The organism is Amycolatopsis nigrescens CSC17Ta-90, assembly GCF_000384315.1.
GTDB lineage: Bacteria > Actinomycetota > Actinomycetes > Mycobacteriales > Pseudonocardiaceae > Amycolatopsis > Amycolatopsis nigrescens.
The window spans coordinates 1,927,367-1,944,981 of the sequence record NZ_ARVW01000001.1 but is presented as its reverse complement, the minus strand read 5'-3'; the positions used below and the strand labels follow the sequence as shown (position 1 = coordinate 1,944,981).

Genomic DNA, 17,615 nt, shown 5'->3' with positions numbered 1-17,615 from the left:
CGATGGGTGGCCAACAGGACCGCGAGCGGGCGGCTGCGATCCGTGCCGCCGCCATCGTCGAAGAACCCAGGCACCGGCGGCTGCTGCGATCGCCGAGGGACGGCCGCGTGCTGAGCGGGATCATGCTTCGGGCCCTCGCGCTGTCGACGCCGCCGGGGCACGCGGTGCTCACCACGGTCGGGTGCAGGAGCGGGCGGCAGCGCCGCAACTACGTTCGCGCGATCCGGCGGCGGGACAAGGTGTACGTGGTGATGCTCCGCCCGCCGGCGTTGGCGATCCGGCGACCGCTGGCCGTCTCGTCCTGGCTGTGGAACGTCCGGGCCGACCCCGGTGTGCGCCTGCGGTTCGGGCGGCGGACGTTCGCCGGTCGCGCGCGGGAGATCAGCGATCCGGCCGAACTCGGGCAGGCCAGGGCGGCGATCTGCGAAACGGTGCACCTGATGGACTACGGCGAATGCCTGCTGCACCTGCGGGGCCTCCCCTCGCGGAAGAAGATCGAAGACCTGCACCGCTACTGGTTCGACACCGGTGTCCCGCTGGTGATCGAGCTGGCCGGTCAGGACTCGCGGGCGTAGGCCACCAGCCGGTCGAGGACGGTGGCGGGCGGTGCCATGGCGGCGATTTCGCCGGCCATGGTGGCCGCCGACTCGCGCAGGGACGGATCGGCGCCGAGCGCACGGACGGCCAGCCGGAGGTCGTCCTCGGTTGGCTCGGCGAGCACACCGACGTGCGCGTCGGCGACCTGGTCCGCGATGTCGAACTGATCGGTGGCCAGCGGCGAGACGACCAGCGGCACGCCGTGGCCGAGCGCGCCGAGCACGGTGGCCGCGCCCGCGTGGCAGACCACGGCGTCCACCTGCGGCAGCAACTGTTGCTGCGGCACGAAATGCTCGATGCGCACGTGCTCTGGCCGGCTGCCGAAGCGCTCCCGGTCGCCGTCGCGGCCGATCGTCACGACCAGGTTCACCTCCTCGTCGCGCAGGGCCGAGACCATCGTCTCCAGCACCCCCGGTCGCGTGTTGTGCGTGGTGCCCAAGGTGAGGTACACCGTCCGCGCGAAGGGCAGGCCGTCCAGGACGGCGGGGCGTTCCGCGGTGACCGGCAGCGCGTCTTCCGGACGCAGGGCCCACCGGGTGGGGTACTCCCAGGCGACACCGTCCGGCCGCAGTCCCGCGGGCCAGATGTCGAGATAGGGCACGTCGTCGCGGGGCGGCAGCCGGTCGAGCCCGTGGCGCCGCACCAGCTCGCCGGCGACCCGCCACGCTTCGGCCATGGTCGTCGCGGCCTTGGGCGGCCCGATCGCGTGCATCGCGTAGGGCACGTCCACGATGGCCGCGGCCATCACGGCGGCCCGTTCGGCGAGGCTGCTCACCACCAGGTCCGGTTTCCAGCCGCGGACGAACGCCAGCACGTCGTCCAGCCGCGCGGCCGCCCCCATCCCGACCATGTAGTGCGCCATCAGGTGCGACATGCGTTCGTCCCGCGACAGCGTCTCCATCTCGGCGCGGGCGCGCTGCCACATGCCGTTATCGCCCGAGCCGCCGGGTGGTGCGCCGATCGCGACCGTGTACAGGCCGGCCTCCTCGGGATACCGCACCGCTTCGGGGCCGGTCACGAACACCACGTCGTGACCGGCATCCCGGGCGGCGACGGCCAGCGGCAGCATCGGCTTGATATGGCTGTAGCCGGCGCCGGAGGAGAACATCAGCCGCATCGGCTCACCGTATCGTCAGCTCCCGTAGAGGCGGAACAACTGGAGTCCGTGTGCGGGCACGGCCGCCTTCAGGTCGCCGGAGCGCCCGGTGACCTCGCCGGTGTGCAGGTCGCGGGCGGTGTATTCGTCCAGGCCCAGCTGTGCGGTGGTGGCGGTCAGGTCGCGGGCCGTTTCGGTGCGGTTGAGCAGTCCGACCACGATCGAGCCGTCCGCCATCGGCTTGCGGTAGACCTGCGCGGTGCCCTGCGAGTCGACCAAATCCGCTTGGCGGGCAAGGGAATCCTGGTTCACCGCGATGACGTCGCGGTTGTTCAGGATGCGCGAGATCTCCGGTTTCATGGCGCGCACGTCGTTCCCGGCGATCAGCGGGGCGGACATCAGCGCCCACATGCCGAAGTGCGCGCGTGCCTCGGTATCGGTGAGGCCCGGATAGCCCTCGACGTCGTACACGCCGACTTCCAGCATGTCCGGGTCGTTGTAGTAGCCGGGTTTCGCGCGTTCGGTCAGCGCGTTGTTGATGTCGATGATGTCGGTGACGCCCATCGGGTACTCGTTCGGGTTCCCGGTTTTCCACACCGGCTTGATGTCCTCGGTGGTGCGGGACAGGTGCGCGATCCCGTTCCAGTCGTGCACCTGGCCGTTCTTCGGGAAGTGGTAGCTGTTGGCGTTGATGCTGTAGACGATCGGCCTGCCGGTGGCGGCCAGTGCGTCGCGCATGGTGGTGAAGCCGCGGATCTGGTCGTCGAGGGTGCCCGCCGGGGAGCACCAGTCGTACTTGAGGTAGTCCACACCCCAGGAGGCGAACGTCCTGGCGTCGGCGTGCTCGTGGCCGCCGCTGCCGGTCTCGCCGGGGTAGGCGTTGTTGCGCTGGGCGCAGGTCTTCTCGGTGGGCACCTGGTACAGGCCGAACTTGAGGCCCTTGCCGTGCACGTAGTCGCCCACGGCCTTCATACCGCTGGGAAAGCGTTTCGGGTCGCCGCGCAGGGAGCCGTCGGCGGTGCGGTTCGGGTCGAACCAGCAGTCGTCGATCACCACGTACTGGTAGCCGGCGTCGCGCATGCCCGAAGCGACCAGCGCGTCCGCCATGGACTTGATCTTGTTCTCGTCGATCTCGCAGCCGAAGCTGTTCCACGAGTTCCAGCCCATGGGCGGAGTTGCCGCGGTGGCGGGCTCGGCGGGGGTGCCGGCTTCTGCGGGCAGGGCCACGCAGATGCCGGCCAGCGCCGTGACCGTGGCGGCGAGCACGAATGACCGTCGCATCTGTGGTACCTCACTTCTCGCGATCAACCAAGAAGCGTCAGTATCAAACATCAGCGAACAGAGCACAAGGATTTCATGTTCGGCCGCTTGCGGCGTTCACCACCGTGAATCTGACCTGAGAACCGACTTCTGGTGAGAAACCGGCACCGAGCGGACGCGAGTCGATCTGTTGATTGATGATCGATCGGCGGCCTTCCCCGGGCTCAGAACATGCCGTGCGGGTGGGGGAGCGGATCGGGCACCGGCTGGACCACGTCCCAGTGCTCGACGACCAGGCCGTCGCGCACGGCGAGCAGGTCGACCGCGGCGATCTCCGGCCCGCCGGGCGGAGAGATCCGGTTGTGCACCGCCACCAGGTCACCGTCGACGAGTACCCGCCGGATTTCAAACGGTGCGGCCAGCAGCCGCTGCCCGGCCTCGCTCCGGAAGAAGTCGACGAACGCCCGCTTGCCGGTGGTGACCGCGGGATCGTGCGCGACGCGCGGGTTGTGCGAGACGAACTCGGGATGCAGCAACTCGGCCATGCCGTCGAGGTCGCCCTCGGTCATGCGGTCGAACAGGGTGCTGACGAGCTCGCGCGCGTCGGTGGTGCCGGTCATGGGACAGCCCTTTCTCGATGGGGTTCGCCAACCAGACGTTTCCCGCCCCTTCGACGTCACACCTGAGGGCAGGATGGAGTTCGATGACCGACTTCGAGGAGCACCGGGAGGCGTTGTTCGGCGCTGCCTACCGGATTCTGGGCACCCGTACCGACGCCGACGACGTGCTGCAGGACGCGTGGCTGCGCTGGCGGCGGGTGGAGCGGTCCACCGTGGACGATGCGCGGGCCTACCTGTTCCGGCTCACCACCAACCTCGCGCTCGACCGGCTTCGCCAGGTCAAGGCCCGTCGCGAGACCTACCTCGGGCCGTGGCTGCCGGAACCGCTGCTGGACGGGCCGGAGGCGGACGCCGGGCGGGCCGACACGCTGTCGATGGGGCTGCTGGTCGTGCTGGAGACGCTGGCGCCGGTGGAGCGGGCGGTGTTCGTGCTGCACGAGGCGTTCGGGTTCTCGCACGCCGAGATCGCCGCGATGCTGGACCGCACCGAGCGGGCGGTGCGGCAGCTGGCCTACCGGGCGCGCCGGCACCTGGCGGGCCGCACGCCGCGGCACCGCCCCGCGCCGGGCCAGCACCGGGAGCTGACCAGGCGCTTCACCGCGGCCGCGGTGGGCGGCGACCTGGCCGCATTACTGGAGCTGCTGGCGCCCGACGCCGGCTTCTGGGCCGACGCGGACGGCAAGCGGGAAACCCCGCGCGAGCCGCTGTACGGCCAGGCCACCGTCGCCAAGTACTTCGCCGACGTGCGGCCGTTCTGGCCGTCCGGCCTGGGGTTCGAAGTGCGCGGGGTGAACGGCGGGCCGGGCGCGGTGGTGACCGCGCACGGCCGGCCGTTCCTGGTGTTCGCGCTGGAGCTGACGTCGGGCGGCGACCGCGTGGCCGCGGTGCGGGCGGTGCTCAACCCGGCGAAGTTGACCGGTCAGGTGGTGTAGGTCAGGCAGTTGGCCGCGTGGCCGCCGCTGCCCGGCCCGACGCGCACGCCGGACGCTGTGCACTCCAGGTCCGAGTTGTAGGCGCAGTCGGCCCTGGAGCAGGCGCCCACCTGCGCGACGACCTTGTCCAGGCCGCCCTTTGTGGACAGTGAGACGAAGGTGCCGCAGTCGGCGGCGCCGTTGTTGCCGCCGACGGTGATGGCGTACGCGTGGCAGCCGTCGTGGTTGTAGGAGCATCCGGTGACGGTGCATTCATGGACAACGGGCATGTCGGTGGTGGTCATGGCGCACCTCGCTGGTGATGTGGTGGGAATGCGTCAGCGCCGAAAACGCTGCCACCGCGATACCGCACCCGCAACCGGAGAATAATTGAGGTGAGCCTTACCTTTTGCCCATTTCTGGCGAGGTTCCCGCAGCTCGGAGCGCAGGGCGGTGCCGGTTGAAAAACGCTCGGCCGCGAGTGGGAAGACCGCAATGAGTGACGTGGCCGCTACGAATGGAATCGCGTGGTCTCGGCGAGTTCCGCGCGCGGGTTGCAGATGTGGTTGACCCTGGCCGACGGATCGCCGTAGCCGAAGGACACCCCGAACAGGAGCTTGCGATCACGGACGCCGAGCGACTCGCGGACCGCGTCGGCGTAGAAGCTCAGCAACCCCTGCGGGCAACTCGCGATTCCGTAGGCGGCCAAGGCCAGCAGCAGGTTCTGCCCGTACATGCCGACGTCGGCCGCCATCCGCGCTTCGGCGTTCGGCGGCAGGAAAAGCAGCGCGACGTGGGGAGCGCCGTAGAACCGCAGGCTCTCGGCGTCGTAGGCGGCACGTGCTTCCTGATCGTCCCGGCAGATGCCCAGCGCCCCGTACATCGTGGCGCCCGCTTTTCGGCGCCGCTGTGCGTGAACGCCGGTGTAGAGGTCGTCCCGGTAGGGGAAGTCCGTCGAGATGGCGCCCTCCGCGTGTGCCGTGAGCAACGCGTCGCTGAGCCTGTCCCGCGCGGGGCCGCTGACGACCTCGACCTGCCACGGCTGGGTGTTGGAGTTCGACGGTGCGGCTCCGGCCAGGGAGAAGATCGTGCGCAGAGTCTCGTCGGGCACCGGGTCGGGCCGGAACGCGCGCACGGCGCGTCGGCCACGGATCAGTTTTTCGGCATACGTCGGCAGCGCGTCGGTAGACATATTTCCCTCTGTGTGGCGGTTATGGGCGCGAATAGGAGTCGACAAGACGATCGGTGGCGTCCACCAGTGCGGCGGCCGACCGGCCGGGCGAGAAGATCTGGCCGGTGAGGTGCGCGCCCTCGACCAGCGTCTGGATCAGGTAGGCGAGGGTGTCCGGATCGTCCACGGGCAGCGGGGAGACCAGTTCGGTGAACAGGCCGAGATACTCCGTTTTCAGCGCCTGTGCCGCCTCGCGCACCGGATGCGTCCGGTCGGGGAACTCCACGACCACGTTCGCCAGCGGGCAGCCGCGGTGACCGGGGGCGGTGATCTCGTCGGCGATCTGCGCGACCACATACCGAAGCCGGGCCCGGGGGTCGTCCGGGTGCGCCGTTCGCGCGTCCCGCAGGATTTCCTGCGCGGGCACCGCTTTCTCGTGCAGGTAGGCCACGGCCAGCGCGTCCTTCGAGCCGAAGTTGCGGTAGATGCTCGGCTTTCCCACGCCTGCCCGCTCGGCGATCTCCGCGACACCGCACGACCGGACGCCGTCGCGGTAGAACAGCTCCCGCACGGTGTCCCAGACCCGCTGCCCGGCCGGTGTCCGGCCCTCGCTCGTCACGACCACTACCGTACCGATCGGTACGCGAGGACGTCAAACCTGTCGACGCGCCGGAGGCGTTCGGCGACGGCCTGGTCGCGGCGGGATCAGCTCGCTGGAGAAGGTGAGCATGCCCGCGCGCCGCATCTTGACCCTGGCGTCGCCGCCTTCGCGCTCGACTCGGGCCCGCACCTCATCGGTGCTGGCCCGCTCCCAGGTGTCGAGCATTTCCGTCAGCAGCGCGTTGGGAGCAGCACCATGACGGCCGGTTTCGTGGCAACCCAATATCCGCACGCCGCCCATCACGACGAGTTCGTGCGGCGCGTCCAGCTCGTCTCAGCGTAGGTAGGCGGCGCGGGCCGGGGTCGACAGGGCCGCGCAGGTCGTCGCGATGACCAGGAGTGCCGCGACCGCCGCGGCAACCAGGAGCAGGCCGTCAGCGGGGGTGGATGCCGCGAAGTAGACACTGCCGAGGCCCGCGACCCCGATCACCTCGGCGAGCACGGGACCGGTGGAGTTCATGGCCGAGATCGCCGAAGCGAACCGGGGTTCCACCAACGAGGTGACCTGTGCGATCAGCGGGCTGTACCCGGCGGCGTGCCCGGCCCCGGCCAGCAGCAACGGGAGGAAACCCCACGGGTGCCCGTCGTTCCGGACGAGGAGCACGACCAGGAGCACCCCCGCCGCGAGCACCAGCGGCCCCACGATCGGCATGGCCCGCTGCAGCCGTTGTGGACAGTGGTGCCAACTCAGGCTGAGCGCACCGAAACCGAGCGCGTACGGGACGAACGCGAGTCCCGCCTGGAGCGGGGTGTAGCCGAGTTCGGACTGCAGCTGCAGGGTCAGCGTGAGCACGAAAACGGTGTAGCAACCCATCACGATGCAGCACGCCGCCAGCCCGAGCTTCACCCCGTTCGGCTTCAGCGCCGCGAGGTCGAACACCGGGTGCCGTGCGGTGGATTCGTACCGGACGAAGACGCCCAGCAGCACCGCGCCGCAAGCGAGCACGATCCAGGTCCATGCCGGCCACCCGTGGTACTGGCCGAAGATCAGCGGAAGGGCGAGCGCGGTCATGGCCGCGGTCAACAGCGCTACCCCGGCGAGATCGAGGCGGGCGCGCTCGCCGGTACGTGAGCGCGGCAGAACGCGCGAAGCGATCGAAAGCACGATCACGCCGATCGGGACGTTGATCAAGAAGATCGGCCGCCAGGAGAGCCCGAACAGGTCGACCCCGGCGACCAGCCCGCCGATCAACTGGCCGAGTGCGACTCCCAGGGCGAGGACCATGCTGTAGACGCCGATCGCCCTGCGACGCTCGGCGCCTGCCCAGTGCCGGTGGATGAGCGAGAACACCTGCGGCATCAGCAACGCGGCCCCTACCGCCTGAGCGATGCGGGCGAGCACCAGCATGGTGGGGTCGATGGCCAGCCCGCACAGCAGTGACGCCCCGGTGAACCAGCCGAGCCCGATCAGGAACGCGCGCCGGTAGCCGATGACGTCACCGATCCGCGCGCAGGTGACGAACAGCACGCCGGTGGTCAGCAGATAGCTCGACACGAGCAACTGGATCTCGGCGTTGCTGGCGTGCAACCCGGCGCGAATCGTCTGCGCGGCCACGGACACGATCGATCCGTCCATGGAGACCATGACCTGCCCCGTGAGCAGTACCGCCAGCATCGGACCTCGACGGGTGCCGGTCACGACGGGACGAGCATGAGTGATCACGTCGTCGAGCATCGACCACGGGGGACCGAGCGGTCTTGAACGAATCTGCGGGTGGATTGTCGGTGCGCGGCGGTAGGTTCGCCGCGTGCGCAGGACGAGACGAGAGGTGGTGAATTCGCACTTCGTGCTTCGGGTGGTCGAATGCACGGACGATCACGCTCGCTGGTCCCCGCCTGAGCTGACTTCCGCCGCCCAGGTGGTTCTGGTCCGGCGGGGCCGGTTCCAGCTCGATTCGCGCGGCCGGCGCGTGACGATCGACCCGACCACCGGTTACCTGCACCCGCCGGGGCAGGAGACCCGCTTCGCGCACCCCGCCGGCGGCGACATGTGCACGTCGATCACGCTGCCCGGCGACGCTCTGACGGCAGGCATCGAAGCGGTCCGTGCAGTGGCGGTCCGCGTGGACGCGCGGCTCGAACTGGCCCACCGCACGCTCCTGCGCACCGGCGCGGACCCGGACTTCGCCGGCGTCGAGGCCCTTGTGGACCTGCTGCGGCTGGCTCTTCGCCGTCAACCCGGGGAGACATCCGCGCCGGGACGCCACGACCTCGCCGACCGTGCCAGGGAGGCGATGCTCGCGGACGAGCCGGGCGGCACCAGCCTGGTCGCACTGGCACACCTGCTGGAGACTTCGCCGTCCCACCTGAGCCGCACCTTCCGGCACCACGTGGGGATGACCATCAGCCGTTACCGCAATCGGGTGCGGATCAGCCGTGCCCTGCAACGAATCGACGAAGGCGAAACGAATCTCGCGGGTCTCACCTTCGCCCTCGGCTTCAGCGACCAAGCCCACTTCACCCGGACCATGCGGCGCGAACTGGGCCACACCCCCGGCCACGTCCGCGCACTACTCACCGCCCCGGGGTTATCGGGTGTGGGCGGTAGCGGTGGAAGGTGAGGGCGCGCACGCCGGCCACCGTTTCGATCCGGCGGGTGACCGCGCCTTCCGGGCCCAGCGGCCCGCCGGGGTCGAGCGCCACCTGGTGGGCGTTCTCGTCCGACCATTCGCCGTAGGCCAGCCCGTGCCTGCCATCGGTGCTGATGTGCAAGTGGGCGGCGATCATGCCGTCGATCGGACCGGCCTCCCGGTTGCCGGCGACGACCTCGTCGAAGAACTCGGGGGCCGCGCCTGCCCGGTCGAAGTCGATCCAGACCAGCACGACACACCCCGGCCGCCGGGATGCGTGGTCAGCTCGGTAGCTGCGGTAGTGGCGGTAAACCGGGCTGGCGGCACGGTCGCCGACCGCACCGTCCCACCGCGCGCAGTACAGCATCGAGCCGTCACGCAGGCTCTCCAGCGGAGTGACGGCGAACGGGCCGTCCGGGCCGGGTTCGGTGCTGTGCAGGGTCATCACGCCGGTTCCATCCATGGCCCCAGCATCGTGGCGCGCCAGCCGGTCCGGAGCGACGATGTCCGGAATCCTGCGATTCCCGTCTCCGTAAGGGCAAAAAGCCGGCTATTTGCCGAGGAGGCGGTCGGTGAGGAAGGCGAGGATCTCGTCTCGGGCCTTCAGGGTGGGATGGCCGTCCTGGTCGACCAGGTGAGCGGTGACCACGCTGTGCGGAGTCCCGACGACTTCGCGGAAGAACGGGGGCGGGCTGGTGTTCGCGGCACTGCCGGGGAGGACGCGGCCGTCGAAGGCGTCGCCGAGGAGTGCCCGGTAGGCGGCGAAGCGCTGGCCGGTGCACCAGCGGTCGTCGTCGAACCGGTAGGCGAGCACCTTCAGCCCATCGCGCTTGAGCCGGTCCCGGACCGCGCGCCCGTCCTCGTCGCTGAGCTCCAGTCCGGCGGGATCGTCCAGCGGCAGCGACGGATGGTTGACCACCGGCGCGATGACGGCGGGCTCGAGCGCCATGGTGAGGGCGAAGTTGCCGGTGAAGCACAGCCCGATCGCGCCGACGCCGGGACCGCCGCATTCGGTGTGGGCCAGCCGTGCGAGCCCGCGCAGCCACGCCGTGACGGGGCTGGTGCCACCTCCGGCGAACGCGCGGAACTCGGCACTGACGCAGGCGCGACGGGCCACCTCCGCGCCACCGGAGGCCGTGGGATAGGCGCCGTCGACCCCGAAAAGCGAGGGAAGATAAACGGTGAAGCCCGCATCCCGCACCCACCGCGCCAGGCGGAGGACGTCGGGGCTGATCCCGGGCATCTCCGGCATCAGCACCACGGCCGGTCCGGAACCCGCGACGTACACCGTCTTCGTCACGCCGTCCACCCCCAGGCGGCGGCGGGAGAAGTCGGTGATCGCGTCGTCGGCGTCGCTCATGCCGACAGCATGGCTCGACGGGGCCGCGGCAGGCGATAGGCTGGATCGCCAGGTTTAGGGGTAATCTCGCCATGAGCAAGGTGGGAGGCGAGCGTGAGCGCGCTGCGGATCGGTGTCCTGGCCTATCCGGGCTGCTTCGCGTCCGAGGTGTTCGGCGTGCCCGATCTCTTGACGATGGCCACGCACGTCGCCGGGCCCGATCGCGCCGGCTACCAGGTGTCGGTCGTTTCGCCTCGCCGTCGGGTCGTCGCATCGGGTGGGGTGGCCTTGACCGTCTCTCCGCTGCGCGAGGTCGATGTCCTTGTCGTGCCGGGGTTCGAGCTCGCGCCGGGCCTCGACCTGGACGCGAAGCTGGCGCCACTCACCGGTGAAGTCGCGGCGATTCGTGCACACGCCGCGGCCGGCAACGTCGTCGTCTCGATCTGCGTCGGCGCGTTCCTGCTCGCCAAGGCGGGGCTGCTGGCCCGGCGCCGGGCCACCACGGCGTGGCTCTTCGCGGACGAGCTGGCCCGCCGTTGCCCCGAAGCCGAGATCCGGCCCGAGCAGCTCGTGATCACCGATTCGGGGGTCACGACGACAGCGGCTTTCAGCGCCATGTACGACTTCGCGCTGGACCTGATCCGCGAGCACAGCGGTGCCGCCGTGGCACGGACGACCGCGCAGGTGGCGCTCGTGGACGATGCTCGTACGTCGCAGACGCCGTACGTCGACGCGCGACTTCTTCCGCAGCCAGGGGACGAGTTCTCCCGCCGGGTCATGCGGCGGCTCGACCAGAACCTCGCCGACCGCTACGACCTCGCCGCGCTGGCCGGCACGTTCAAGGTCAGCACCCGGACCTTGCTGCGGCGCTTCGCCGCCGAGACCGGCCAGAGCCCGCTCGACTACCTGCAGTCGTCGCGCGTGCGTCGCGCCCGCCATCTCTTGGAGACCACGGACCGGACGGTCGCCGGCATCGCCGCCGCGGTCGGCTACCGGGACCCCGGCACCTTCGCTGCGCTCTTCGCCAAGCACATGGGACGACGGCCGAGGGATTACCGCGCGGTCTTCCGGCGCGCCGCGGACCTGCGGCGCGGGTAGTCGCGCTCTCATCGTCTTTTCAGCCTCCGGCCAGGTTTCTCTCACTGGTTGCCTGGCACGGTGTGCCTGACCGTCTTGTTCCCTACCGAAGGGAGTTCGCGCATGGCCGCGGACAACCCGCCCCTGACGCAGTGGTCCCGGCGCGCCACTCTCGGCCTGCTGGCCGCCGGTGGCGTGCTGGCGGCATCCGGGACGGCCGAGGCGTCCTCGCTCGACCGGGTGCCGAGGGATCTGTTGCCCGGTGGCGAGTTCGACCGGTTCCTGGCGCGGCTGGCCGCCGAGGACGCGTTCTCCGGGACCGTGCTGCTCGCCCACCGGGGACGGCCGGTGCTGCTCCGCTCGCACGGGATGGCCGACAAGTCGGCCGGGAGACCGAACCGGCACGACACCATCTTCAACCTCGCGTCGGTGTCCAAGTGCTTCGCCGGGGTGGCGGTCGCGCAGCTCGCCGAGCAGGGCGCGGTGTCCTTCGCCGATCCGATCGGGCGCTATCTCGACGGCTTCCCGGCCGAGATCGCGAACACGGTCACGGTGCACCAGCTGCTCACGCACACCTCCGGGATGGGCGACTACAGCCAGTCCCCGGACTTCACGGAAGGGTTGCGCACCTGGGGCAGTGCGGCCGAGGTGTGGGACGGCATCATGGCGATCATCCGGAAGTCGCCGCTGCGGTTCACCCCCGGCACCAGGAACGGCTACAGCAACTCGGGATTCTTCCTGCTCGGTGCGATCGTGGCGGGTGTCTCGAAGCAGTCCTATGCCGACTACCTCCGCCGGCGGGTGTTCGGCCCGGCGGGCATGGCCGGTTCGGACTTCCGCACCAGGCCGCAGGTGCTCGCCGACGGCCGCATCGCCCACCCGTACTGGACGCTGCCGTCGGGGGAGCGCGCCGACTTCACCACGAGCGAGTACTTCGGGTTCTGCGGTGGTCCCGCGGACGGCGTGTACTCCACCGCGGCGGATCTGCTCCGGTTCGCCGGTGCACTGCGCGACGGCAGGCTGCTGTCCCGCCCGTTCGTCGAACTGGCGACCTCCGGCAAGGTCGCACTGTCCTCTTCGGACTCTCCGGCCGACCCGAGCCCGAACCGGTTCTACGGCTACGGGCACCGGGTGGTCATCACCGGGGGCCAGCACGTCTTCGGGCATTCCGGTCGCGGTGCCGGGGTGGCGACCAACATCGACAGCTTCCCCGACCTCGACTGGGACGCGGTCCTGCTCGCCAACTACGACTGCGATCTGAAACCCTTGGTAGACCTCGAAAGACGGCTCATCACGGGCAAATAGCCGACTTTTTGCCCGTCTTGGGAGGGCAAGAAGTCGGCTATTTGCCGGTATCGGGGCCGGGGTTACGGGGTGGTGACCGGGGTTTCCGGGGCGAGGGAGTTGCCTTCCGGGATCTGGCCGCAGTTCGACGGCGCCGCCTTCCCGTCGAACCGGTCGTTGAGCCAGGCGATCGCGGTGGGCACCCACGGCAGCGCCGCGCCGACGTGGCTGAGCGCGTCGTACTGGGTGTACTGGATCGACTTGTTGCCGGTGGCGCAATACTGCCTGGCCAGTGCCCGCACATCGCCGGCGACCATCACGCCGTCGCCGGTGCCGATACCGGGCGGGTTGTTGAAGGTGCCCTCCAGTACGCCGCCGTTGCCCTGGCCGATCAGCCCGGGAATCGTCGGGGTGGCCGCCTGGCCGAGGTTGACCCTGTTCACGGCTTCGACGAACTCCGGCACCGAGTTCGGGTTCGCGTACTCCGGCTTGACCATCTTCTGCCAGGTCAGCCCCGGGTATTGGGCGAGCACGTTGGCGATCGACGCGTGCTTCAACTTCTCCAGCACTTCCAGGCCGTACTCGTTCGCATAAGGTTCGAGGTCGATGTCGTAGGAGCGGGCGACCCCGATCAGCGCCATCGGGATGATGCCGGCCCAGACCAGGCTGCCGTCCACGTACTTGAGGTTGTGCGCCGGGGCCACCAGCACCCCGCCCTCGGCGAAGCCGACCAGGTTCCGGTTGACCTCGGGCGCGTAGCTCGGCGCCAGCGTGGCCGCCCAGTTGGTGGCGATGGCGCCGCCCGAGTAGCCGATCATGCCGAACTTGGTGCTGGAGTTCAGGCCGGTGCCCGAAAACCGGGTCACCGCGCGGATCGAGTCCAGGGTGTTGGTGCCGTACTCCGGTCCCGCCGCGAAGTTCGCCGACTGCCCTTCGGTATCGGGGATGACCACGTTGTAGCCCAGTGCCAGCGCGGGGGCCAGCACGAAGGACTCCGCGTTCGCGATCAGGCCACCGAGGCTGACGTCGCCGGCGATCGCCCTTGACGGGCCGTGCTCGGGGTCGAGCGAGTCGTAGAACGACTGGTACGAAATGGCTTTGCTGCCGTCGCCGCTGAGGTTGCGCACCACCGAGGTGACGTTGGCGGACGGGCGGCCCTGCGCGTCCGTGCTGCGGTAGAGCAACTGGATCGCCTGCAGCGGCGTCGGAATGCCGATCACGTGGTACGGCAGCGTCCTGGTTTTCAGCACGTCGCCAGGGGCGAACGAGGACAGCGGCGCACTGCCGTCGTAGGCGTAGAACGGGTCGGTCGCCGCCTGGGTGGCGGCTTCGGCGGGGGCGGCGGAGGTGGCCATGGCCGCCGGGGCGGCGACGAAGGCCAGCGTGCCGGCCACCGCGGCGGCCAGCAGGCGATTAGCTTTTCGGTACATGGCTCCCCTGAATCGTGAGCTGGATCACGGAATTGACCTCTGCGCAAGTTACCAGCGGGTAGTGATCGTGTACAGAAGTGTTCACAATTCTGTGACCGGGCCCAACGCCGACTGTGCCGGGGCACAACACCGCTGTCAGGACGACCGCCAGACGGTGCCACGTCGCTCGTATTCGAGCACCGTTTCGACGGAAAGGGCGGCTTCGGCGCCGTGGAAGCGCTCGACGAGCCACACGCCGAGGTCGATACCGGAGGTGACCCCGCCGGAGGTGACCAGGTCGCCGTCGTCGACCACCCGGCCGCTGACCACCTTCCCGCCTTGCGCCCGCAGGTCCTCCTTGGCGACGTGGTGTGTCGTGCACGGCCGTCCGGCGGTGAGGCCGGCCGCGGAGAGCAGCATCGTCCCGGTGCACACCGACGACAGCACCAGGCCCGGCCGTCGCGCGGCGGCCAGCGCCTTGGGCAGCACGCCGCGGCGGATCTGCTCGTCGATCCCGGAGCCCGGCCCATAACCGGCGCCGGGCACCACGATGATGTCGGCGGACCGCGGCGACCACGGCGTGCGGACCACGAGCTCGATGCCGGACGCGGTGGTCACCGTGCGCGGGCCGTCGGCGGTGACGAAGCTCTGCTCGGCCCCGATGATGCCGAAAACCTCGACCGGGCCCGCGAAGTCCTGTTCCTCCACCTCGTCGAAGAGCACGGTGTGCACGCGAAGGGGGTGGCGGCGCGGGGTGGCGGCCGATGCCGGCCCGGTGGCGATCAGGCCGAGGCCGAGGCCGGCGGTGGCGACTGCTCCGGAGCGGAGAAGGTCTCGTCTGCGCACGTCGATTCTCCCGAAAAGTGTTGTCGGACAAGGTGATTGCGCATTGAGTATGTCGTCGTCCCAGATCGTCGAACAGTGGCACGAACGCCCATAATGCGTAAGATCCAGTCACATGCACCTAGTCGCTGTTCTCGCCCTCGAAGGCGTGGTGGGCTTCGACCTGACCATTCCGTGCCAGGTGTTCGCCTCGGTGCGGCGTCCGGACGGGACGCCCGCCTACGAGATCCGGGTGTGCGCCGAGCGGACGGTTACCGCGACCGCCTGCGAACAGGAGTCCTTTCGGATCCAGTCGCACTACGGCCTGGAAGACGCCCGCGAAGCCGACACGGTGATCGTGCCCGGTGTCTCGCCGGAGCAGCCGCCGCGGCCGCGGGCACTGCGGCTGATCCGCGACCTGGCCGCCGGGGGCGCGCGTGTGGCGTCGATCTGCACCGGGGCGTTCGTGCTCGCCGCGGCCGGTCTGCTCGACGGCCGCCGGGCGACCACCCACTGGCAGGTCGCCGCCCTGCTGGCCGAAACCTTTCCGGACGTCGACGTGGACCCTTCGGTGCTCTTCGTCGACGACGGGCAGATCCTGACCTCCGCCGGTATCGCCGCGGGACTCGACCTTTGCCTGCACATGGTCCGGCACGATCACGGCGCGGCCGTCGCGGCGGACACCGCGCGGGCGATCGTGATGGCGCCGCAGCGCACCGGCGGTCAGGCCCAGTTCATCGAGCACCGCGACCCGGTCGGCGACACCGACGACCTCGGTCCGGTCCTGGGGTGGATGCAGGACAACCTCGGTGCCCCGCTGGCCATCGCCGATATCGCGGCCATGGCGGCGATGAGCCCCCGCAGCCTGTCCCGGCGGTTCCGCGCGCAGATCGGCACCACACCGCTGCGCTGGCTGCTCGACCGGCGCCTGCAACGGGCCAGGGAATTGCTCGAGACGACCGAGCTGTCGGTGGACCGGATCGCCGGCGCCACGGGTTTCGGGTCGGTCGAGACCCTCCGGCACCACTTCGCGAAGCACGTCGGCACCACCCCGAGGGCTTATCGCACCGCCTTCCACGGCTGAGCGGCCTGCCGCCGGAAGGGGGCTGCCCGGGGTGCCGAGCTGTGGCACTATTAACAGTACGTATCTAAATGATCTCTCACGGTGATCATTGTGCGATGCGCGCGCCCCGGCCCCCGGCGTATCCGACCTACCGGTCTGCGTCTGTGGAGGGCTGCCCGATGTCGATGCAGGACCGCTCTGCGCAGCCTGACCCTGAGCCGGTGCTTCCTGCCTTTCCGGAGGTCGCCGGGCGGGTGGGGGCGGGCGATGTCGCGCGGATCGAAGCCGTGACCGCCGCCTTGCGGATGGTGGATTACCGGTACGGCGGTGGCCGTTGCCGGGATACCGTGCTCGGCTATCTGCCACGGGCCCGCGCCCTGCTCGGGTCGCCGGTCACCGACCGGGTCGCCGCGCTGCTGGCGACGGCGGTGGCGGATCTGCACAATCTGGCCGGGTGGGCCTGTTTCGACACCGGCCTCGTCCCGGCGGCACGCCGCCATTTCCGCCGCGCACTGAGTTTGGCCGGTGACGCCAGGCGCGACGATCTGGTGGCCAACATCCACTACCGGATCGGCCGCGTTCACCTGCACCACCATTTGCCTGGCGCCGCCGCGACGAGTTTCCACCTCGGCCGGGTCGCCGCCCGCGCGAGCGGTTCGCACCACCCGATCGCCCTGCTCAGCGCGAACCAGGCATGGGCACAGGCCAAGCTGGGCCACGCCGACCGGGCCGCGGCGCTGCTGGGCCAGGCGGCCGAGGAGTTCACCGCCGCGCGTCCCGAGCAGCTCGGCCCCTGGGCGGTGTTCTTCGGCGAGACCGACCTGTCGGCCATGACCGGCAGTGTGTATGCCGACCTCGGTCAGACCGTGCACCCTCGCCACGCCCGCACCGCGATCCCCGCGCTGAGTGCCGCCGTGGCGGGTTACCGCGAGGAGATGACCCGAAGCCAGGCGTTCACCCTGACCGCGCTGGCCACCTGCCATCTCCTCGACGGCGACCTCGACGAAGGGGCCCGGATCGGCCACCGGGCCGCGATGCTGTGCGCCGGGCTCGAGTCCGTCCGCGTCACCGACCGGCTGCAACCACTACGGCAAGCGGCCGCCGCGCACCGCACCCATTCCGGCGTCAGCGGCCTGTATCAGCGTTTCGTCGCCGAAAACCGACGGCCCCACGACTATGCCGCGGCCGGTCGCCAGAGCGGGTAGCGGATACCGGCAAGGCGGTTGATGGTGGCGCCGAGGACGGTGAGCATGAGGACCCCGGCGAGCACGGTGAGCAGCTGGGCGGGGGTGTGCAGGAGGCCGAGCGCGACGATCAGGGTGGTGGCCCCGGCCGGCGGGTGCGGCACCGCGAGCAGGGTCATGCCGCCGCAGGTCAGCGCGAGGGCGACGGCGGTGGCTCCGGCCCGCTGCCAGCCGATGTGCGTGAGGTCGGGTCCGGTGTCGAGCAACCCGAAGGCGGCAAGGCCGATGGCTCCGGCCACTACCCCGATGAGGTGGCCGAGCAGGGTGTTGCGCGGGCACGCGGTCGGCTGCAGCGGGGTGGCGAACAGCAGGAACGCGGTCGGGCCGAGGGAGGGGAACAGGAACGGCTCGCCGGTGGCCATGGCCACCACCGCGATCAGGACCATCGCGGCGAAGGCGCAGGCCGAAGGATAGAGGGCCGCCGCCGTGCGGCTCCGCGCTCGCCGTTCGGCACGGCGCCGCTGCACGATCACGATTCGGCCAGGGGAAGCC

At 70.2% G+C, this 17,615-nt stretch carries 20 protein-coding genes; 7 read left to right on the top strand and 13 right to left on the bottom strand.

What is annotated here, in order from left to right:
* Positions 1 to 2: 2 nt before the first annotated feature.
* Positions 3 to 575 carry a nitroreductase/quinone reductase family protein gene (locus tag AMYNI_RS48020; protein ID WP_020667632.1) on the top strand — a complete coding sequence of 191 codons (573 nt, stop codon included), beginning with the start codon at positions 3 to 5 and terminating at the stop codon, positions 573 to 575.
* Here the strand turns inward: AMYNI_RS48020 and AMYNI_RS0108780 are convergent.
* The 3 genes from AMYNI_RS0108780 to AMYNI_RS44125 all read right to left on the bottom strand — a co-directional run bounded on the left by AMYNI_RS0108780 (position 557) and on the right by AMYNI_RS44125 (position 3,573).
* Entirely contained in the window at positions 557 to 1,714 is a 1,158-nt protein-coding gene (locus AMYNI_RS0108780) for a glycosyltransferase (protein ID WP_020667631.1), read from the bottom strand. The two genes, AMYNI_RS48020 and AMYNI_RS0108780, sit on opposite strands and share 19 nt — an antisense overlap.
* A 15-nt stretch (positions 1,715 to 1,729) precedes the next feature.
* The gene (locus tag AMYNI_RS0108775; protein ID WP_020667630.1) at positions 1,730 to 2,974 is read right to left on the bottom strand and encodes a glycoside hydrolase family 27 protein; all 1,245 of its coding nucleotides are present in this window, start codon (positions 2,972 to 2,974) and stop codon (positions 1,730 to 1,732) included.
* Positions 2,975 to 3,177: 203 nt separating this feature from the next.
* Positions 3,178 to 3,573, bottom strand: coding sequence for a nuclear transport factor 2 family protein (locus AMYNI_RS44125; protein WP_020667629.1), 396 nt, complete (start codon positions 3,571 to 3,573; stop codon positions 3,178 to 3,180).
* An 83-nt stretch (positions 3,574 to 3,656) separates the two neighbouring features.
* Here AMYNI_RS44125 and sigJ point away from each other — a divergent pair, with 83 nt between their 5' ends.
* On the top strand, positions 3,657 to 4,505 hold the full coding sequence (gene sigJ, locus AMYNI_RS0108765) for an RNA polymerase sigma factor SigJ (RefSeq protein WP_020667628.1): 849 nt from the start codon (positions 3,657 to 3,659) through the stop codon (positions 4,503 to 4,505).
* Here sigJ and AMYNI_RS0108760 read toward each other — a convergent pair.
* The 5 genes from AMYNI_RS0108760 to AMYNI_RS0108745 form a co-directional block, all read right to left on the bottom strand.
* Positions 4,493 to 4,789 carry a DUF1540 domain-containing protein gene (locus tag AMYNI_RS0108760; protein ID WP_020667627.1) on the bottom strand — a complete coding sequence of 99 codons (297 nt, stop codon included), beginning with the start codon at positions 4,787 to 4,789 and terminating at the stop codon, positions 4,493 to 4,495. The genes sigJ and AMYNI_RS0108760 overlap by 13 nt on opposite strands.
* 206 nt (positions 4,790 to 4,995) lie before the next feature.
* Positions 4,996 to 5,676, bottom strand: coding sequence for a nitroreductase (locus AMYNI_RS0108755; protein ID WP_020667626.1), 681 nt, complete (start codon positions 5,674 to 5,676; stop codon positions 4,996 to 4,998).
* Positions 5,677 to 5,695: 19 nt separating this feature from the next.
* Entirely contained in the window at positions 5,696 to 6,274 is a 579-nt protein-coding gene (locus AMYNI_RS0108750; protein WP_157357307.1) for a TetR/AcrR family transcriptional regulator, read from the bottom strand.
* 33 nt (positions 6,275 to 6,307) lie between these two features.
* Complete coding sequence (locus tag AMYNI_RS48015) at positions 6,308 to 6,547, bottom strand: hypothetical protein (protein WP_211225473.1); 240 nt, start codon at positions 6,545 to 6,547, stop codon at positions 6,308 to 6,310.
* 42 nt (positions 6,548 to 6,589) lie between these two features.
* Entirely contained in the window at positions 6,590 to 7,954 is a 1,365-nt protein-coding gene (locus AMYNI_RS0108745) for an MFS transporter (RefSeq protein ID WP_026360207.1), read from the bottom strand.
* A 109-nt stretch (positions 7,955 to 8,063) separates the two neighbouring features.
* Here AMYNI_RS0108745 and AMYNI_RS44120 point away from each other — a divergent pair, with 109 nt between their 5' ends.
* The gene (locus tag AMYNI_RS44120) at positions 8,064 to 8,876 is read left to right on the top strand and encodes a helix-turn-helix domain-containing protein (protein WP_063713761.1); all 813 of its coding nucleotides are present in this window, start codon (positions 8,064 to 8,066) and stop codon (positions 8,874 to 8,876) included.
* Here AMYNI_RS44120 and AMYNI_RS44115 read toward each other — a convergent pair.
* Together AMYNI_RS44115 and AMYNI_RS0108730 are read right to left on the bottom strand one after the other, a co-directional pair.
* On the bottom strand, positions 8,830 to 9,348 hold the full coding sequence (locus AMYNI_RS44115; RefSeq protein ID WP_157357305.1) for a hypothetical protein: 519 nt from the start codon (positions 9,346 to 9,348) through the stop codon (positions 8,830 to 8,832). The two genes, AMYNI_RS44120 and AMYNI_RS44115, sit on opposite strands and share 47 nt — an antisense overlap.
* Positions 9,349 to 9,435: 87 nt before the next feature.
* Complete coding sequence (locus AMYNI_RS0108730; RefSeq protein ID WP_020667621.1) at positions 9,436 to 10,245, bottom strand: dienelactone hydrolase family protein; 810 nt, start codon at positions 10,243 to 10,245, stop codon at positions 9,436 to 9,438.
* Between the two features lie 93 nt (positions 10,246 to 10,338).
* On the opposite strand from AMYNI_RS0108730, the gene AMYNI_RS0108725 reads away from it, so the two are divergent.
* Positions 10,339 to 11,322 carry a GlxA family transcriptional regulator gene (locus AMYNI_RS0108725; RefSeq protein ID WP_020667620.1) on the top strand — a complete coding sequence of 328 codons (984 nt, stop codon included), beginning with the start codon at positions 10,339 to 10,341 and terminating at the stop codon, positions 11,320 to 11,322.
* 102 nt (positions 11,323 to 11,424) lie between these two features.
* Positions 11,425 to 12,606: a serine hydrolase domain-containing protein gene (locus tag AMYNI_RS0108720; protein ID WP_020667619.1), complete on the top strand. Its 1,182-nt coding sequence runs from the start codon at positions 11,425 to 11,427 to the stop codon at positions 12,604 to 12,606.
* A gap of 62 nt (positions 12,607 to 12,668) precedes the next feature.
* On the opposite strand, the gene AMYNI_RS0108715 is transcribed toward AMYNI_RS0108720, so the two are convergent.
* Positions 12,669 to 14,015, bottom strand: coding sequence for a lipase family protein (locus tag AMYNI_RS0108715; RefSeq protein ID WP_020667618.1), 1,347 nt, complete (start codon positions 14,013 to 14,015; stop codon positions 12,669 to 12,671).
* A gap of 135 nt (positions 14,016 to 14,150) precedes the next feature.
* Positions 14,151 to 14,840: a DJ-1/PfpI family protein gene (locus AMYNI_RS0108710; protein WP_020667617.1), complete on the bottom strand. Its 690-nt coding sequence runs from the start codon at positions 14,838 to 14,840 to the stop codon at positions 14,151 to 14,153.
* A 112-nt stretch (positions 14,841 to 14,952) separates the two neighbouring features.
* On the opposite strand from AMYNI_RS0108710, the gene AMYNI_RS0108705 reads away from it, so the two are divergent.
* Both AMYNI_RS0108705 and AMYNI_RS44110 read left to right on the top strand, forming a co-directional pair.
* On the top strand, positions 14,953 to 15,900 hold the full coding sequence (locus AMYNI_RS0108705; RefSeq protein ID WP_026360204.1) for a GlxA family transcriptional regulator: 948 nt from the start codon (positions 14,953 to 14,955) through the stop codon (positions 15,898 to 15,900).
* Positions 15,901 to 16,100: 200 nt separating this feature from the next.
* A complete protein-coding gene (locus tag AMYNI_RS44110; protein ID WP_157357304.1) occupies positions 16,101 to 17,084 on the top strand; it encodes a tetratricopeptide repeat protein in 984 nt (327 codons plus the stop codon).
* Here the strand turns inward: AMYNI_RS44110 and AMYNI_RS0108695 are convergent.
* Positions 17,054 to 17,596 carry an HPP family protein gene (locus AMYNI_RS0108695; protein WP_020667614.1) on the bottom strand — a complete coding sequence of 181 codons (543 nt, stop codon included), beginning with the start codon at positions 17,594 to 17,596 and terminating at the stop codon, positions 17,054 to 17,056. The genes AMYNI_RS44110 and AMYNI_RS0108695 overlap by 31 nt on opposite strands.
* Positions 17,597 to 17,615 lie beyond the last annotated feature (19 nt).

Bases quoted from the DNA above. Each gene is read 5' to 3' on its own strand.
- AMYNI_RS0108760 (WP_020667627.1), bottom strand. From the start codon at position 4,789: ATGACCACCACCGACATGCCCGTTGTCCATGAATGCACCGTCACCGGA.
- sigJ (WP_020667628.1), top strand. From the start codon at position 3,657: ATGACCGACTTCGAGGAGCACCGGGAGGCGTTGTTCGGCGCTGCCTAC.
- AMYNI_RS0108755 (WP_020667626.1), bottom strand. From the start codon at position 5,676: ATGTCTACCGACGCGCTGCCGACGTATGCCGAAAAACTGATCCGTGGC.
- AMYNI_RS0108775 (WP_020667630.1), bottom strand. From the start codon at position 2,974: ATGCGACGGTCATTCGTGCTCGCCGCCACGGTCACGGCGCTGGCCGGC.
- AMYNI_RS44115 (WP_157357305.1), bottom strand. From the start codon at position 9,348: ATGGATGGAACCGGCGTGATGACCCTGCACAGCACCGAACCCGGCCCG.
- AMYNI_RS44125 (WP_020667629.1), bottom strand. From the start codon at position 3,573: ATGACCGGCACCACCGACGCGCGCGAGCTCGTCAGCACCCTGTTCGAC.
- AMYNI_RS0108780 (WP_020667631.1), bottom strand. From the start codon at position 1,714: ATGCGGCTGATGTTCTCCTCCGGCGCCGGCTACAGCCATATCAAGCCG.
- AMYNI_RS0108715 (WP_020667618.1), bottom strand. From the start codon at position 14,015: ATGTACCGAAAAGCTAATCGCCTGCTGGCCGCCGCGGTGGCCGGCACG.
- AMYNI_RS0108705 (WP_026360204.1), top strand. From the start codon at position 14,953: ATGCACCTAGTCGCTGTTCTCGCCCTCGAAGGCGTGGTGGGCTTCGAC.
- AMYNI_RS0108720 (WP_020667619.1), top strand. From the start codon at position 11,425: ATGGCCGCGGACAACCCGCCCCTGACGCAGTGGTCCCGGCGCGCCACT.
- AMYNI_RS0108730 (WP_020667621.1), bottom strand. From the start codon at position 10,245: ATGAGCGACGCCGACGACGCGATCACCGACTTCTCCCGCCGCCGCCTG.
- AMYNI_RS48020 (WP_020667632.1), top strand. From the start codon at position 3: ATGGGTGGCCAACAGGACCGCGAGCGGGCGGCTGCGATCCGTGCCGCC.